The sequence below is a fragment of the Pseudanabaena sp. UWO311 genome (assembly GCF_006937785.1).
Classification (GTDB): domain Bacteria; phylum Cyanobacteriota; class Cyanobacteriia; order Pseudanabaenales; family Pseudanabaenaceae; genus Pseudanabaena.
In genome coordinates, this window is the sequence record NZ_SJEE01000022.1 from 35,973 (window position 1) to 53,627 (window position 17,655).

Annotated in this window: 13 protein-coding genes; 11 read left to right on the forward strand and 2 right to left on the reverse strand. The window is 41.8% G+C overall.

Translation table 11 applies throughout. The annotated features are described in order from the left end of the window. Nucleotides 1–3 precede the first annotated feature (3 nt). On the reverse strand, nucleotides 4–714 hold the full coding sequence (locus tag PseudUWO311_RS16300; RefSeq protein ID WP_142656303.1) for a DNA alkylation repair protein: 711 nt from the start codon (nucleotides 712–714) through the stop codon (nucleotides 4–6). A gap of 67 nt (nucleotides 715–781) precedes the next feature. Between PseudUWO311_RS16300 and PseudUWO311_RS16305 the strand changes: the two genes are divergently transcribed. Continuing rightward, on the forward strand, nucleotides 782–1,654 hold the full coding sequence (locus PseudUWO311_RS16305; RefSeq protein WP_142656304.1) for a hypothetical protein: 873 nt from the start codon (nucleotides 782–784) through the stop codon (nucleotides 1,652–1,654). A gap of 33 nt (nucleotides 1,655–1,687) precedes the next feature. Here the strand turns inward: PseudUWO311_RS16305 and PseudUWO311_RS16310 are convergent, their stop codons facing one another. Further along, on the reverse strand, nucleotides 1,688–3,646 hold the full coding sequence (locus PseudUWO311_RS16310) for an ABC1 kinase family protein (protein WP_142656305.1): 1,959 nt from the start codon (nucleotides 3,644–3,646) through the stop codon (nucleotides 1,688–1,690). A 251-nt stretch (nucleotides 3,647–3,897) separates the two neighbouring features. Here PseudUWO311_RS16310 and PseudUWO311_RS16315 point away from each other — a divergent pair, with 251 nt between their 5' ends. The 10 genes from PseudUWO311_RS16315 (at nucleotide 3,898) to PseudUWO311_RS16360 (ending at nucleotide 17,544) form a co-directional block, all read left to right on the forward strand. Beyond that, complete coding sequence (locus tag PseudUWO311_RS16315; RefSeq protein WP_142656306.1) at nucleotides 3,898–4,257, forward strand: hypothetical protein; 360 nt, start codon at nucleotides 3,898–3,900, stop codon at nucleotides 4,255–4,257. Nucleotides 4,258–4,330: 73 nt separating this feature from the next. Continuing rightward, nucleotides 4,331–4,675: a hypothetical protein gene (locus PseudUWO311_RS16320; protein WP_142656307.1), complete on the forward strand. Its 345-nt coding sequence runs from the start codon at nucleotides 4,331–4,333 to the stop codon at nucleotides 4,673–4,675. 110 nt (nucleotides 4,676–4,785) lie between these two features. After that, the gene (locus PseudUWO311_RS16325; RefSeq protein WP_190303534.1) at nucleotides 4,786–5,967 is read left to right on the forward strand and encodes a hypothetical protein; all 1,182 of its coding nucleotides are present in this window, start codon (nucleotides 4,786–4,788) and stop codon (nucleotides 5,965–5,967) included. A 371-nt stretch (nucleotides 5,968–6,338) separates the two neighbouring features. Next, nucleotides 6,339–6,956, forward strand: a complete 618-nt coding sequence (locus PseudUWO311_RS16330; RefSeq protein WP_142656309.1) for a pentapeptide repeat-containing protein — start codon at nucleotides 6,339–6,341, stop codon at nucleotides 6,954–6,956. 78 nt (nucleotides 6,957–7,034) lie between these two features. Beyond that, the gene (gene opgC / locus PseudUWO311_RS16335) at nucleotides 7,035–8,186 is read left to right on the forward strand and encodes an OpgC domain-containing protein (protein WP_142656310.1); all 1,152 of its coding nucleotides are present in this window, start codon (nucleotides 7,035–7,037) and stop codon (nucleotides 8,184–8,186) included. A 2-nt stretch (nucleotides 8,187–8,188) separates the two neighbouring features. Beyond that, nucleotides 8,189–9,469 carry a DUF3131 domain-containing protein gene (locus tag PseudUWO311_RS16340; RefSeq protein WP_142656311.1) on the forward strand — a complete coding sequence of 427 codons (1,281 nt, stop codon included), beginning with the start codon at nucleotides 8,189–8,191 and terminating at the stop codon, nucleotides 9,467–9,469. Next, entirely contained in the window at nucleotides 9,456–10,724 is a 1,269-nt protein-coding gene (locus PseudUWO311_RS16345; protein WP_142656312.1) for an SGNH/GDSL hydrolase family protein, read from the forward strand. The genes PseudUWO311_RS16340 and PseudUWO311_RS16345 overlap by 14 nt, the downstream gene beginning before the upstream one ends. Nucleotides 10,725–10,747: 23 nt before the next feature. Then, nucleotides 10,748–11,938, forward strand: a complete 1,191-nt coding sequence (locus PseudUWO311_RS16350; protein ID WP_190303535.1) for a hypothetical protein — start codon at nucleotides 10,748–10,750, stop codon at nucleotides 11,936–11,938. A 102-nt stretch (nucleotides 11,939–12,040) separates the two neighbouring features. Then, entirely contained in the window at nucleotides 12,041–13,552 is a 1,512-nt protein-coding gene (locus tag PseudUWO311_RS16355; protein WP_142656314.1) for a DUF3131 domain-containing protein, read from the forward strand. Beyond that, complete coding sequence (locus tag PseudUWO311_RS16360) at nucleotides 13,531–17,544, forward strand: DUF3131 domain-containing protein (RefSeq protein ID WP_223807611.1); 4,014 nt, start codon at nucleotides 13,531–13,533, stop codon at nucleotides 17,542–17,544. The genes PseudUWO311_RS16355 and PseudUWO311_RS16360 overlap by 22 nt, the downstream gene beginning before the upstream one ends. Nucleotides 17,545–17,655 lie beyond the last annotated feature (111 nt).

Here is a 17,655-nt window from a genome sequence, read left to right on the forward strand (position 1 = left end):
CACTCAATTCTTGGGCTTTGACAAATATGCTTTTCGGTTTGGTTCATCAAAATGCTCGATCGCATAGCGCAACATCGTGCGGGGCATTTGCTGATAGTAGATATCCAAAAAACCTACTAAAATCTGACGATCTTGTTTGCCAACTTCACGCAACATCCAGCCAACTGCTTTATGAATGAGATCGTGAGAATGATTTAGCAGAATTATGGCAATTTCGAGAGTATCGGCAAACTGTTGATGTTTGATAAATTCTAGGGTAGAAACAATTGAGATTCTCTGTTCCCAAAGATTTTGCGATCGGGCTAATTCGTAAAGAATATTACGGTCTTGATTAAGTAAATGTACGCCCAAAATTTGACGACAGGTGACATCTACTAAATCCCAGTTGTTAATCCACTTGGTATGTTTGAGATAGAAATTAAATATTGCTTCTCTTTTAAAAACATCGACTTTAGGATATTGATAGGTGAGAATCAACAGCGCAGTAAGACGGTATTCATGAATATCAGTTTGGAGAAGTTGTTCTATCTCATCAAAGCTTAGACTGATAAATTTTTGGGCTAATTGGCGTTGCTCTGGCACGGTAATACCTAAAAAGCGATCGCCTTCTCCATACTCGCCTTTACCAGTTTTAAAAAAGCGAGAAAGCGCGATCGCTTTTGTTGGACTAGCCAATGCATCTAGCTCACTCTTTAGATCGTCTTGTGTTAGCATAATTTACAGGGTGTTTTCGTTTATATTAACCTTTGTTTGCCCTAGTCAGATGGACAGGTAAAATCACATGCTAAGCGCTCCTGTAGGATACAAAACCCAATCCATTGACACCAGCATTGATGCAGAGATATATCTGTTTAGTCGGTTAAAAGCACTAACTCTAATTCAAAAAGCTGAAAGGGCAACCAGTTGGACAAAAGGATGCTTAGAACTTTGTTTAATTGGTCTTCAACAACGTTATCCAAAAGCAAGCTTAGAGGAATTGCGATATGAATTTGCTAAAGCTACATTAAAATCTAATTTTTCCGATCTTGTCTATCAAAATATTTCTGAATACGCTCAACCGCTTATGCTTACTGATCCAATTTCACTAGCGCTGGATATAGCCACTGTTTTTAATAATTTAGATATTCCCTATTTAGTCGGTGGCTCAGTTGCAAGTACATTGATGGGAGAGCCGAGAGCAACCGAAGATGTGGATATTGTTGCTGATTTAGAAATAGGAAAACTAATTCCACTACTGCAAGCTCTTCAACCGAGATTCTATGTGTCTGAAGATGCGGTTCGAGATGCAATTAGGTTTAAACGTTCTTTTAATCTTATTGATAATGACTCTCTGGGGAAAATAGATGTTTTTGTACTTAAAGATAATCCTTTTCCTCAAATTGAATTTCAACGTCGGCGATCGCAACTAGTTCGGCAAAACCCCGATCAAATGCTAGTCTTGCCCACTCCTGAAGATATCATTTTGCAAAAACTAGTCTGGTATCGGATGACTAAGAATGAATCACAGAGGCAATGGCGCGATGTTTTGGGTGTGCTAAAAATTCAGGGCGATCGCCTTGATTTTGATTATTTGCAAAAATGGTCTGGGGAGCTGAGTTTAAGTGATTTGCTGGAGACTGCTTGTACAGAGTCAGGAATAAAACTTTTCTTTTAAGAAACAAAAGGAGCGTTTAGCGCTCCTTTTGTTTTACCAACTACGACCATTTACAGGTCGTCTTAAACCAGAGCCAACTAGTTCTCGCTCTTCACCTTGAGGATTGCGAATAGAATTATTGACCAAATCCTGCTGCTGATCATCTTGATATTTCTTCTCGTCGCGTAATAACACTTCACGCACTACTCTTACTAGCGATCGCTGAGCTAGTTTAGAGATTACATCACGTCCAATGGTGAGAGTCTGTCGCTTGCTGAGTATGCGGGTCGCTAAAGGCAAAATATCGAACGGTGCGATCGCCTTATCTTTTTGAAGAATTGTCCATAGTCTGGCAATATAACCCAAACTTGAAGGAGCCTCAGTTGTAGATATTGATACTTTGACTTTAGGATCAATCACAATATCGCCAATTAGAGAAGAACGCAATCTTTCTGGTAAACGCTTGCTAGTCTCAACTTCAATACCTTTAACGATTTCATCAATAATGCGATCGTGCATGAACTCACTGCGATCTGACAGTAAGAAATCAATGCCCTTGTCGAGAGTTCCATTCAAGTTATAGTCAGGGTTTTCTTGAGCATTGCTCAGCAAATTCTCTAGACGGTTCCAACGGAACTCACCATCGCGGAATAGTAAATCCTTCAGAGCCATACGTAATTCTGGGGCAGTGTCATTTAGCAAACGATTTGCCACATAGGGATAGGCGACCGCTAAAACTTTAAAATTGGGATCGACGCTCAAAGCAATCCCTTCTAGAGTAACTAGCGATCTAATGATCAGTGCATAATAGGCTGGTACTTGGAAAGGATAGTCATACATGATCTGCGAAAGTTGATCGGTCATGTCTTTGAAATCCATTTGAGTCAGGCTCTGACCTTCAGGTGGATTAAAGACCTCCGATAGAGCAGGTACAATTCCTTCAAAGTCAATATCTTCTGTCAAAAATCCTAGACGCACATAGTCTTTAGATAAAGCCACAAAATCACGATTGACTAAATGCACGATCGCTTCGATTAGTCCAAAGCGCTGTTCAGCCGAAACTTGGCTCATCATCCCAAAGTCTAAATAGGCGAGTTTGCCATCACCCATTACTAATAAGTTGCCTGGATGAGGATCTGCATGAAAATAGCCATAATCAAGTAACTGACGCAGAGAGCACTGCACGCCAACTTCGATGATGTGGCGGCTATCAAAGCCTGCTTCTTTTACTGCAAGCACATTAGTTAATTTGATGCCTTCAATCCATTCCATTGTCAATACCCGTTTAGCGGTATATTGCCAATAGATTTTGGGAACATAAACCTCGTCTAATCCTCCATAGTACTTAGCAAACTTCTCGGCATTTTGACCTTCAAAGGTGTAGTCCATTTCTTCAAAGATGCGACTAGCAAACTCATCAAGGATCGCTGCTAAATTTGTGCGAACGAATTTAAAGGTCTTTTTGAGCCATACGGAAATACCGCGCAGGATATACATGTCAAGGGCGATACCCGCAGCAATGTCAGGGCGCTGCACTTTGATAGCAACGAGTTCACCTGTTTTGAGCTTGCCTTTATAAACTTGCCCGAGGGAAGCAGCTGCGATCGGGTTGTCGGAGATCTCTGCATAAACTTCTAATGGATCGGCTCCCAGTGCATCACGAATAAATTGGAAGGCGATTTCATTAGGAAACGGTGGTAGCTGGTCTTGCAGTTCAGCGAGTTCATCCATGAACACAGGCGGCACGATGTCAGGACGAGTGGAAAGTGCTTGACCGATTTTGATAAATGCAGGGCCCAAACGGGTAAGCAGCTTACGCGATTCGATCGCTAATTTTTTTAATTCTTTTGCTGAAGCTTTAGCATTGAGGCGCAGTCTCAGAAACAACCAGATTAATGGCACAAAAATCACTATGCACCGCCACCAGACTCGCAAAGGTTGGTTGCGATAGTAGTCTGCGATCGCATCGACATCATAACGATCTAACGCAAAGTCTTTTTTGGTTGCAGGCATAGGATTTTTGGAGACTCATCTTGTAGACTTTAGTTTACATATTATTTTAACAATTTGTAACAAAATTCGGGATAGCTCTCTAGACTTATGTTTGCAATATTTTCCTAGAATATAAAACCCAAATAAAATCGCCTCTTTTATTTGGGTTTTATATTCTAACTATCTCTTGAATTGCTATAGGATTATCTTAAATTTTAGGTATTCCAAGGTATGCAGTAGAATGAAACATAGTTTTTTATTCATTTGCTGCTATGAGTCAACCCGATAACCTAGAAGAACGCTTTCGTGAGCTAGAGCGCGAAGTGATGGGCAATAAACAACAAGCAAGTGGTCAAACTCACGACCCCAACAAACGTGCTGAGCCAGAACGTATTGCTATTGGTCAGAGCGTTGATGCAGCTAAAACTGGATTAGGCAGCCTGATTGCTTGGGTCAATAGCCTAACTGGAGCAACCAAAGTCGCTGCGATAGTAGTAATCGGCTTGGTTTCCTTTACAATCCTGAGTTTTATCTTTAAACTAGTTGCAGCTGCGATTTCCATCGGCATTATGGCGCTAGTCGGATTTATTTTATATAAAGTATTCTTTGAGCCAAGTCCAACTAATTCATAATAATTAAGAATGTGCGGCGCTTTGCGCCGCACATTCTTAACCTTCCAAACCATGCCCATCAGGACTAAATCCTATGACTATTTCTCGAGCATCTAGAAGACCAATCCAGCCGAAGTTACGTTCGATGCCACTGCGTAAAACGCCTTCAGCGTTATATATTCAGATGCATCAACTCGCCAATGAAAAAGAGCGTCTGCAAGAAGAATTAGTGCGAGTATGCGATCGCCAGCAACAAATAGTAAATCGCCTTGCTGAACTTGATCGCAACCTCGCTCAACTAGATCTTGACGTTGAGAATAGTGCTGTAAATGCTGAGATGACTGAAGCGCAATTTGTGAATAAGATTAAAGCCAAGCCTACTGAGAGAATTCAAACAACTCATGGGACAACCTACGAAAGTATGACTATTGAATATTAGTATTTCATCACAACCCTTATTTTTTATTTTTTTTGTATTTTGAGAGCTAATTTCTATAAGAGAAGTCTAGTGCTAAGGAATGAGAGGCTCAAGGAATTGGCAAAACAATAATGAGTAATTCTTCTAAACTTTTATCTTTCTCAATTTTAATTTGCGCCTCAATGAGTAGCATATCTCCTGCATTGAGAGCAGAAGATATGCAGGACAAGAAAGGGACATATCAAGAACAAAACAATCAGGTCAATCTTCTCGGTATTAAAGATAGCTCAAACATCTTGCCACTTCAAGAGATTGAAAAATCACTAAATAGAAGCCAAGATAGAATTTTAGCATTACCTAGTAGATTGAATCCTAGTTTGCAAACACCCGAACCAGAGATAATTCCTGTTCAAGAATTCATTTCGCCTCCTAAACTGGAGTCAGTAATGACTGATTATGCTGTCCTTGATAGCATGACGACAAATTTCCAAGGTGATGATGATAAAATCGGACAAGTCAACCAGATTTTTGAACCTACTTGGAAATGGCGGTTTAAAGATGGAACTGTTATTAGCTTTCAGACAGGCTTTAATTCATTTAAATTAGCTGGAAAAGAGTCTATATACAATGTCCCGATACAGTTCGGAGTTGCAAAAAGAATTGGACCAGTGAATCTTGATGTGCGAGGGGGAATTGATATCTTTAATCGCGTACCAACCACAGCAAATATAGAAGTGAATGCTAATCTATCAGTTTTTGACGGAGTGACTTTGTTTGGATTTTTTGAACAAAAGCCTTATAAGTCAAACGTAAATACCATCGAAAACCAAATCAAGATTCGCAGATTTGGACCTAATGTTTATTGGCAAATTGATCCCTATACTACTTTATTCTCTTTGTATAGATGGGGTGATTATAGCGATGGCAACACGGATCAACAGTCTTTCAGTCGGTTAGAGCGGAAATGGGGACAGTTTGCGATCGCTGCTAATTTATTTACTTGGTTTTACGAACGAGAATCTGCACCCAATACTTATTTTTCACCAAGAGATTTTCTAGTCTATACAGGTGAACTATCGTGGCAAGGGGATATATTTAATTTTTTAAATTGTCGGGTAGCATTAAATGCTGGAGAACAGAGAGGAGCAGGTAATTTTTCGCCTGCAAATAGTTACCAAGCTAAGTGTACTGCAAAGATTTCCCCAAACATTGAGGCGGATTTGGGATATGCACATAGCAATGTCCGCAAGCCAGATACAGGACTTAGCTCTAATAGCGAGTCAGTATCGGGGCAGGTCAGAATGAAATTTTAGACAAGATAAAATAGTGGAAATAAACAAAAAAAAAGGGGGGGGTAGTAAGCAAAAATGCTGACGCAATTTATCAATATTAAGGGAATAGTATTAATTGACTAAGCTATTTCTTTAATAATAAGCCCACTAATTCTGACGCAAGCTAGCCAATTGCAACAGAACTTATACCAAAGCACAAAATGGCGTAGACATTTTGTGCTTTTAAACCCCTTACTGGATTTGGTTTTTAATTTACAAAAGTGTCGTCACACTTTTGTGAATTGGTATTACACAAGAAAATGTATTGTAAAGGCAATTCATGTCTTGCCTATACATTGCGATGCAGATTTTGCGTAAGTTCTATAAGAATCATTTTGTAATAAAGAACAAATATGAATGACAAAAAGATCAAAGAACAATATGAGTTGGGGGCAAGAGAGTTTGTTGGCATAAATTTAGTAGGAGTAGACTTGTCTAACACTTGTTTGAATGAGATAAATTTATCTGGATCGAATCTTATGGGCGCAAAGCTCAATAACGTTGAATTTTGCAAAGCCAACCTGTCAGGAGTTCAGTTGATTGCAGCTTCTGCGATCCAATCCAATTTTAAGGAGACCGATTTCAGTAAAGCCGATTTGAGCGGAGCTACTTTTGTAGACTCAAATCTGGTAGAATCAAACCTCAGTGAAGCAACTTTGGTAGGCATTAATTTAAGTATGTCAAACCTTAGCAAGGCTGACTTAACTAAAGTCAATTTAAAGGGATGCTCACTTCTGCTTGGAACCATTTTGGTTGGAGCTAATCTAAGTGGAGCTAATTTGAGTGGAGTTGTTTTAAGCGGCAGTAATTTGACTGGGGCGAACCTTAATGGAGCTAATTTAAGTGAAGCCAACTTAAATGGAGCCAATCTTAGCGAGGCAAATCTGAGTGATGCAAATTTACGTGGAGCCAAATTGGATAACACTAATTTTCAAGGAGCTAATCTAACTGGTACGAAAGGACTAGATTAGTCGGAACTTTGAGGATATAGAAACTCATCTTTATTAAATTTGCATCTCTAAATAACCAATTATTATTTCTTGATTCCTATGCTTAATTTACCTAAAACACCTTTTGACTTCCTTCGTGTTCCTTGGCGCTATGATCCAACGATGGATGAAAAGCGTGATTTTCGCCTTGATTTTTTACGGGGAATTGCGATCGTCTTTATGGTCGTAAACCATTTAGAGAGTAATTCTTATTTCAATAATGTGACACAGGGGCATATCTATGCCAGCGCTGCCGAAGGGTTTGTATTCCTCTCAGGTTTTGTACTGGGAATGGTTACTTTAAAGCGGATTAGCAAATTGGGCTTGACAGAAGCCATGAAAAAACTAGTAGAGCGATCGCTAGTTCTCTATGTGACCAGCTTTACACTGATGGCAGTTTTAGGATTATTAAGCATTATTGCTCCAGGTTGGACATTGCCATGTTTTGAGCAAGCTCCAGGCGCTTGGTGGCAAATTTTATTGGCGGCGGCAACTTTCCATTTAGCTCCTCCAGTAATCGATATTTTGCAGCTCTATGTGCTCTGTTTACTTGCTTCTCCAGTCATGTTTTGGTTGCTGAGACGAGGTTTCTGGATGCCGCTTCTGGCTATATCTTGGTCATTGTGGGGACTAAATCAGTTTCATCCCCATGTATTTAGTTTTCATCCTATTGATCGCGATCATCCTTACTTCACCTTTGCCACTTGGCAACTGCTCTATGTGCATGGTCTGACAATGGGCTATCACAAAGAATCTGTGGGCAAGATTTGGAATCGGATTCCTAAAATTCCATTTTTATTAGCGATGGGAGCGATCGCTATTGGGGCGATCGTGGCGGCTCAATATGATTTGCAGCTAGGCACTTGGCCAACCAAAGTTAACGATCGCGCATTATGGCTAAACCTCACTGATCGCAGTATCAACGGGCCAGTTCGCCTAGTAACGCTCGTAGCATTATTCTCATTGCTATTTTCATTCATCGATGCTTGTTGGCAACCACTCTATAAAACCCTAGGAAATTTACTAGTTCCTTTAGGGCAAAACTCTCTTTACATCTACACTACACATGTTCCCGTAACCGTGATTTGGTTTCTAGTTCCTGGACTTGTTCAAGGCAGTGCTTGGCTAACGACATTATTACAGGCGATCGCGATCGCGGGTTTCTGGTTTGCTGTGAAATATAAAGTCCTATTCAATGTTATCCCTCGCTAATCATGAAAGTTTTATCTTCTCAAGGTCAACGTTTTTGGTCTTTCATTCTCTGTGGCTTTATTTTTCTGGCAGCTTGGGGAACTCACCAAATTATACTTTGGCATCAAAGCACAGCCGTACCTAAACCTGTAGTGCATCGTATTCCCTTAAGCGAAGAAGATCGCCAACTGGCTCGAAGTGCATGGCGCTATTTTGAACTAAATCGCCAACCGACAGGGTTAGTCTCCTCAGCCGCATTTTTTCCTGCAACCACAATGTGGGATGTCGGCAGTCAGTTTGCTGGCATGACGGCTGCCCGTGAATTAGGATTGCTACCTGCCGATGAATTTGATCGTTGGATGGCTCAGTCTTTGGAGGCTCTAGCTAAAATAAAACTCTACAACAACGAACTTCCGAATAAAGCCTACAATGCTGCGACGCTTCAACCTGTTAACTATGGCAAACTCGATACTTATCAGGAAATTGGCTTTTCAGCTTTAGATATGGGGCGATTGGGAATGTGGTTTGATATAATCTCTGCTCGCTATCCTCAGCATGCCAGTGCCATCAAAACAGTAACGTCCCAATGGAATCTCACTCGCTTAAGTAAGCAGGGACAACTGATGGGTACTGATGCACGTAATGGCAAAGAAGAATGGCAACAGGAAGGAAGACTTGGCTATGAACAATATGGAGCTTACGGTTTAGCAAAATTAGGGCTTCAGCCAACAGTATCCCTAAATCCAAATACAGAAATGACTACCTTTGATATTCTGGGTGTTGCTGTTCCTGTCGATCGCCGTACTACCTATCACAATTACGTGACCAGCGAGCCTTATGTTTTAGACGGACTAGAAAGTGGCTTTAAGGCATTGCCCGCCGAGTTTGCGGCTCGTATATTGCAAGTGCAGCAACGACGTTATTGGGCAACCAATCAGCTAACTGCTTGGTCAGAAGATAATCTTGATCGCGCTCCTTGGTTTGTCTATAACAACATCTTTGTCGATGGTCAGCCATGGAAAACTCTCGACTCCTCAGGTAAAGATGCTTCTGCTTTTCGTGGTAGCAGCACTAAGGCTGCGGTCGGATGGAATATGCTATTTCGTACTAGCTATACTGAGCGAGTTTATAAAGGGATGCGCTGGCTAGCTGATCCAGAGCGTGGCGTATTTGCTGGATACTACGAAGAAAGCCAAGAACCAAATCGAGCGCTTACGATAAATACCAATGGCATCATTTTAGAAGCATTACTATATAGTCACGTCGGTAAACCATTGGAGGAATGGGCTCATGCACCTCGTTAAATTGTTTCAGGTACTTCAATTCCCCAAAAGATTACTGCACAATTTTTTGGGGGATCGAGATACTTCAAAGCAAAGGGTCTTAAAAATTTTAGTATTAGGACTATTGCTAAGTTTTGCTTGCGAGTTGGGGATTGTTGAAAAGGGAATTTCCAATCCTGTTATAAATTCTCAAGTTTTGAGCAAAGCCTTCCCGATTAATCAAATGACTACGCCACCTAAAGTCGTGTTTTTTGGCTCTAGCACAACTGTGGGACTATGGGCATCCAGAGGCGATCGCCGTTGGAGTACTTTACTTTCTCGCTATATGGGCTGGCAGGAGATCAATGAGAGTCTCTCTGGCTCCACTTTATCGAAGGCATCTCGCGATGGCAAGCCTTTACGCACGACAGCGGCTGTGCAGCGTTGGCGTGAAGCGATCACACCGCGACATCCTGATTTAGTTGTGATGTTATACGGAGTCAATGATGCCTATTGGAAATTGCCCTTGGGCGATGAGGTTAACCCCAAACCAGCAACTTTTCGCGGCGATCTGGAAACTATGCTTACAGGTATGGCTCAAGTGTTGCGCCCTGATCGCTTAGTCGTTGTCACCCCACAGCCAAATCAAGCTACTCGCGATCGGCGATCGCCTTATGACCTTGCTCTAAAAGAAGGAGCTAATAAGATTGGGGCTAATTTTATTGATGCAGGACAAGAAGCCTTTCCCATTGACGAGTTATCCAACTATTCCGCTGATGGACTGCACTTAAATAATCTTGGACATGCTGCGTTGGCTTCCTATATAGCAGGAAAGCTTATCGATATAGGGGTTGTGACTCCTCCTCCCATGGCCAAAGGTGGGAATAACATACCCGAAGCCAGAGAAGCTTTATCTGGCGGATTTTTGCGGATTGACGTTGATCGCCCGCTATCTTTTGGAGTTATTCGATCTATTTCAGCGCGTTGGCTGACTTCTGGTCAAGCTAGATTCGCTCTCATGCGTCCCGATGGACGTGGCGGCTACGAGCTAATTTATCGCACACCTAAATTTGCTGTATCTAAGGACATTACCGAAACAAAAGTTCCGCGTTGGTGGGTTTTAGAAGGCGATCGCTTGGCGGTATGGACTGACGGAAATTGTCTGGGTTCGCAGTCTACTGAGACGACTGCAATTCATCATTTAGCGATCGAAATAAAGCAAGACATGTCAATTTCAGATGTTAAGTCTAGTAGTATTCGTGCTGATGATCACAAGCTTGCTATATGGACTTCATAAAATGTTTTCCCTTTAATAAATCGATGCGGCTTTCTAAACTACTAAAATCTACTTTTTTTACGCTCTACTTCTGGCTATTTATTAGTATTACAGAAGCATCATTATTTGCACAAGAGCAGCAGCTTTATATTGAAAATATTGAAAAAATAAATTCTGACGAAAATCAAGAAAGTAAAACTCTCTTAAATAAGGATATTTATAATTTGCAGTTTGCCACTCTAAAAGAGATTGAAGACTTGAACAAAATAGCAGATAAAATATTAATCGTAAGCCCCAGCATGAAAATGTCAGATCGAAAGTCATTACCTATCGAAGAGTTTATCGCATCACCCAAAAAAGAACTAGTAATGACGGATTATGCAGTACTTGAGAGCATGATTATCAATTACCAAACCGATGATGATAAAAATGGTCAATATAATCAAATTATTGAACCAACTTGGAAATTGCGTTTTAAAGACGATACTGTTATCAGTTTTCAAACAGGATTTAATTCCTTTAACTTATCGAAAAAACGATCAATATATAATACCCCATTACAGTTTGGAATTGGGAAAAAATTAGGCTCTGTCAACCTTAATTTGCGTGCTGGAATCGACATTTATGATCGCTTAGCAACAACAGCAAATATAGAAGTAAATGCGAGTATTCCTGTCTTAAATGGTGTAACCCTATTTGGCTTTTTTGAGCAAAGACCTTATAAATCAAATGTAAACACGCTTGAGAATCAAATCAAAATTCGCAGATTTGGACCAAATATTTATTGGCAAATCGATCCAAATACAGCTTTGTTTTCTCTATATCGGTGGGGTGACTACAATGATGGTAATACCGATCAACAGTCTTTTAGCCGATTAGAACGTAAGTTTGGTCAGTTTGCGATCGCTGCCAATTTATTTACTTGGTTTTACGAACGAGAAGCTACGCCAAATACCTACTTTTCACCACGAGATTTTCTCGTATACACTGGTGAACTATCTTGGCAAGGAGATATATTTAATTTCTTAAACTGTCGATTAGCCATTAGTAGTGGAGAACAAAGGGTAGACGCTATTTTTTCTCCTGCAAGTAGCTATCAAGCGAAATGTGTAGTCAAAGTTTCTCCAAATATTGAGGCTGATTTAGGCTATGCCTTTAGTAATGTGCGTAAGTCTGATACAGGGGATAGTTCAAAAAACGAAACCATTTCTGGGCAGCTGCGAATGAAATTCTAATGATACTTTAATGATCTTTAGCCTTATGATTATAGTTAGCGACGCAATGCGACGTTTATCGATTTCTACCAAGTTCTTATGGGGTATTACAGGAATTCAAATATGAATAACGATTTTGAGCCACCACCAAAAAAATGGGTCTTGCTAGCAACTTTTGGGGGAGTAGCCACCGCGATCGCAATTATTTTCGGGATGGAACAACTTTCCAGCAATCTTAAGCAGCCTTTACTGTCTTCATCAACAGCGATCGCGACACCAACCGAAAAAGCAACTCAGCCACCAACTCAGCCAGTAAGGCTGCCAACCCCAACCCCTACTTCTACTGCAAAGCCATTATCGGCGCAGGAAATTCAGGCGATCACGAAACTTGATAATGAATCTATGAAATTAGCTGGACAAGCCGTAGCTGTAGAACAACAAGAAATTAGTAATCCGCCATATATCGCGCCCAAAGTTGGTAAACTCACTGCCGAAGAAATGGCGACAGCTAAGCAAGCATGGCGTTATTTTGAAAAGAATTGGAATGAAGACACGGGCTTAGTCAATTCTGCTGATGGGTTTCCCGCAGTCACATTATGGGATCAGGCAGCAGCGATCGCAGCTTTGGTTAGCGCCAAGGAACTTGGCTTTGTGACTGAAGCAGACTTCGAGAAAAAGATGCGGCGCTCATTGCAAACTTTAGCTAAGTTAAAACTTTACAAAGGCGAATTACCCAATAAAGTCTATAACTCTAAAACCCTGATTCCTGTTAACTATGGAAAGTTAGATCAGTCAGAAGAAATTGGCTGGTCAGCTCTGGATATCGGGAGAATGGCGATCTGGCTGAAGATCGTTGCAACCAAATATCCAAGTCTCACTGAAGATGCGGAAGCAGTTTGGAAAAGCTGGAAAGTGGAGCGTCTCACCAAAGATGGACAGATGTACGGCACTAGTGTTGATAAGGGCAAGGAGTCTTATAACCAAGAAGGTCGATTGGGTTATGAAAACTATGCTGCCTATGGGTTGAAACTCTGGGGTCTGGATGTATCTAAGGCAATTGATGCAAAATCTCAGGTAGCCTTTGTTGATCTCTATGGACAGGGGGTTCCCTATGACAAGCGGGACTATAAGAACTCCGAGGCAAACAACTATGTTTTGAGTGAGCCCTTCATTCTTGATGGCATAGAAACTGGTTTTCAGTCATTACCCAAAGCCTATGCCGATCGCGTATTGGCTGCCCAAGAAGGGAGATATAAAGCCACTAAGATACTTACGGCTGTTACTGAAGATAATTTAGATCGTGCTCCCTATTTTGTTTACAGCACTTTGTTTGTAAATGGGAGCGCATGGGCGACCATTACCGATACTCGCGAAACTCGCAATGATTTGCGCTTCTTGAGTGCTAAGGCTGCGATCGGCTGGCATGTGCTTTATGACAGCGCCTATACCCAAAAGCTATTTGGATTTGTGACCGCAAATCTCAAAGCCGATCTGGGCTGGTATAACGGTTTTTATGAGGCATTAGGTGAACCTAACAAGTCGCTGACAGCTAATAACAACGGTGTGATTTTAGAAAGTTTGCTCTATAAAAAAGTGGGACAACCGTTAAGTGTATGGGCAGGAATTTCTCCTTAAGCATCTATCCACGCTGGGTCAGATTAGTATCAGGTTTCATTATTGGTGTGATGCTGGCGATTTTATGTTCGCAAGTTCAGATTGAGCTAGCGATCGCCCAAAATCAACGTAATCGCGATCGGACGATCCCTAGTAGTTCAGGTAACGCTTGTGCAGTTTTGCCAGCACTACTCAATAGTGAAGAGAAGGAATATGCTAGAGCCGCTTGGCAATATTTTGCGAAGAACTATCAACCTGCCACAGGATTTGTGAATGCGACGGGAGGATATCCTTCGGGGACATTATGGGATTATGGAAATTACCTAGTTGCCTTAAATACAGCCCGTTGGCTGGACTTAATTTCTCAAAAAGAATTTGATGAAAAGTTCAATAAGTTCCTAGTAGGTTTAGGTTCACTTAAACTCTTTGATGGTACTTTGCCAAACAAGGTCTACAACTCAGCTAATGGTGCAATGGTAGATTATGGCAACAATCCGACCCCACGTGGTATTGGTTGGTCAGCTTTAGATATTGGCAGAATTCTGGCAGCGTTTCATATTATTCGTACCTGTCATCCTAAGTATAATGACTGGATGAAGGGGATTTTGGGGAATTGGAAGCTGACACAATCGCTCCTAAACGATCAACTCTACGGAGCAACGATAACACCCGACGGCAAAACCATGCTAGTCCAAGAAGGAAGACTAGGCTATGAAGAATATGCCGTGCGCGGTTACGAACTATGGGGATTTAAAGCAGACAAAGCCAAATCCAATCATCCATTTAAATTTGTAGATATCTATGGCATCAAGATCCCTGTGGATTTACGTGACTTCCAAAGTACCAATGCTAATAATTATGTGGTCAGCGAGTCTTATATCCTTGATGGAATTGAGTTTGGATGGGATGCAGAACTAGCAGATTATGCGGGTAGAGTATTGGAAGTACAACGTCGTCGCTATTCCAATACGGGGCAGTTGACTGCCGTAACCGAAGATAACCTTGATGCGCCGCCTTACTTTATTTACAATACGGTTTATTCCAATGGGGTAAACTTTGCGGCGATTACCGATGAGAATAAGCCGATCCCACAATTTCGCAGTATCAGTACTAAAGCTGCTTTTGGTTGGCACTATCTCTATCCCACCAATGCCTATGCGAAAAAGGTTTTTGATGCAGTCAAAGGGCTACGCAGTCAAAAAGGCGAAGGTTTTTATGCAGGTATCTATGAAGCCTCAAAAATTCCTAATAAGTCTTTAACAGGAAATACGAATGGGTTGATTTTAGAAATCCTTTATTACAAAGCAAGAGGAAATCGTCCCATCGTCGATCGCGGAGATTTAAAACCAACTCCAGCCGCCACAGGTTCAGAGACAGGCGATAACGCTAATGCAACTGCGGCAGCAATACCAGAACCGATCGCGCCAGTTCCTGCGGAGTCCACACCTTGCCCTAAGCTGAACCAACCTCTGTCGATCTCTGAACGACGCTATGCTCTAGCTGCTTGGCAATATTTTCGCACTAATTCCCAAGCAACGGGTTTAATCAACGATCGCAGTGATTTTAAGGGCGTAACTCTCTGGGGATTGGGAGATTACCTTGCGGCTCTGCGATCGGCAAGGGTCTTAGAGATCATTCCTCAAGATGAATTTGATCGCTATGTGAGGCAATTACTGGGAACGGTCAAGCAACTTCCCTTAGTTGGCGGCGAGCTACCTAACCGCGCTTACGATCCTTGGTCACTGCAACCTGTAGACTATGGAGGCAATCCAACCGATGGGACAGGCTGGTCGGCTGCCGATCTAGGTCGATTTCTATCGGCTTTGCATGGCTTAAAGTCCTGCTACCCTCAATACACTGATGCTGTCGATCGCACTTTACTAGATTGGTCATATTTGCGTGTAGTTCGCGATCGCGCTTTAGTTAGCGGCACTGTCACTAGAGATAATGCAGGTCGCAGCTTGGCTCGGGCACAACCTGAAACTCGTTTAGGCTATAGCGAATATGCCGCCAGAGCATTTCAGTTATGGGGCTTTGATGTTGATCGTTCCGTAGTCGGAACTCAATATACCAAAGCCAATATCGAAGGCATGGAAGTACCTGTGCAACGAAATGATGCACCAAAATCAAAGGAGACAATTTATACGGTTAGTGAACCATTTTTGCTTTATGGCTTAGAATTTGGCTTTGATCCGCAGATGAGAGCTTTAGCTGAGCCGATTTTTAAAGCGCAAGCAGAACGCTATCGACGCACGAAGTTATTCACCGCAGCCAATACGGCGGCAATCAATACCCCTCCATTTGTTTTGCATAGCACGATCGTCGGTAATGGTCAGGGCTGGGCAAACCTCGATGATGAGGGTAAATCGGTAAAGAGCGATCGCCTCGTCAGTACAGGTGTAGCTTTTGCGATGTATGCGCTTTTTCCTGACGATCCCTATAGTCGAGAACTTTGGCAATCTGTTACCGATCTTTATAATCCGCAACTTGGATTTTACGAGGGTTTTTACGAAAGCTCTGGCAATCGCGAAAACAATCAAACCGCCAATACCAATAGCTTGATTTTGCAAGCGATGCTCTATCGGGCGACCAATCGCCAGCCGCTTTTACGCCCTACGTCAAATAATTCTCCTTGGTGGCAAGCGATCGCCTCCGACGATATGAGCCGAGGATTACCAAACAGCAAAATTCCAACTGCAAAACTTGTTACCGATGGAACTAATACTTTCTGGGTATCACTAAATGTTGAAGTTGCAAGCATTCCAAAACCACCAGATATTCCTGCTGTCATCAAACAACCCGTTCCTATAACCGTCAAACCAGTAGTTGATCCAGTTATACCGCCGCCGCTTAAAGCTCAACCGATCTCTTTATCTGACAGCGATGCGATCGCCGCAAGGCAAGCATGGAAATATTTTGAGAATAACTCCAATCCGCAGACAGGACTGGTCAATGCGGTTAATGGCTATGCATGGACAACACTTTGGGATCAAGGCAGTGCTTTACTCGGCTTACATGCTGCACAGCAGCTTGGCATAATTTCGCCAGAAATTTTTCAGCAGCGTCTTAATACGCTCCTTAACACCCTCGAAAAACTGTCATTGCCTAAACATGGCTTACCAAACAAAGCCTATAGCACTATCTCTGCTGCTATGTTTCAGCTCGACAATACCCCTGACCCTAATGGCATCAGCGGATGGTCGGCTCTGGATACAGCGCGTTTTTTGGGTGCAATGCATATCATGCGGGTTCATCATCCTATCTATAGTGAGCGCATTAACAACATCGTCAAGCGTTGGCAATTAGCCAAATTAGTCAGAGATGGTTTACTTTATGGTGGACATCCCGACTCTAGCGATCGCCTGCAATATCTTCAAGAGGGACGACTCGGCTATGAGCAATATGCTGCAAGCTGTCTCAAACTTTGGGATATCGAAGCCAAGAATGCACTTAATAATCCTCCGATCAAAACTGTACAAGTCGATGGCATCAGTTTAGATACAGATCGACGCGATCTTCAAAGCTCAGGTGCAAGCAATCATCTCACTAATGATCCTTATGTCTTATGGGGCTTAGAAATTGGCTGGAATGAAATGGGTAAGCGCCAAGCCGAGACTCTATATCAACTGCAAAAGCAACGCTATGAACGAACCAAAATTGTTACCTGCATCAATGAAGATTCCATTAATCGACCGCCTTACTTCCTTTACTACAGTGCTTTTGTCAATGGACAACCTTGGCAAGCTATTGATAGCAAAGGCAATCCCCATCCTGAATTAAAATTTGCCAGCACCAAGGCAGCCTTTGGTTGGAGCGTTCTCAAAACTGATGACTATGCTATTAAGCTACGCGAAACTGTAAGTTTTCTAGCTGACAAAAATCTCGGTTATCTCTCTGGGAGGTATGAAGACCCTAACTTAGGAGTGAACAACATAGCGGATGTCAATACTAATGCGATCGTTTTAGAAAGCATATTGTTCAAGGCGAGAGGCAGGGTTCCACTTATTGTCTAAAAGTATTGGTTGAGAGTTCAATTTATTACTTCATGGTCAAAATTGCTTGATTTACTCTACTAATAAAGTTTTCAATAATCACTATGTTTAAATCTTTTAAATTATCTCCAA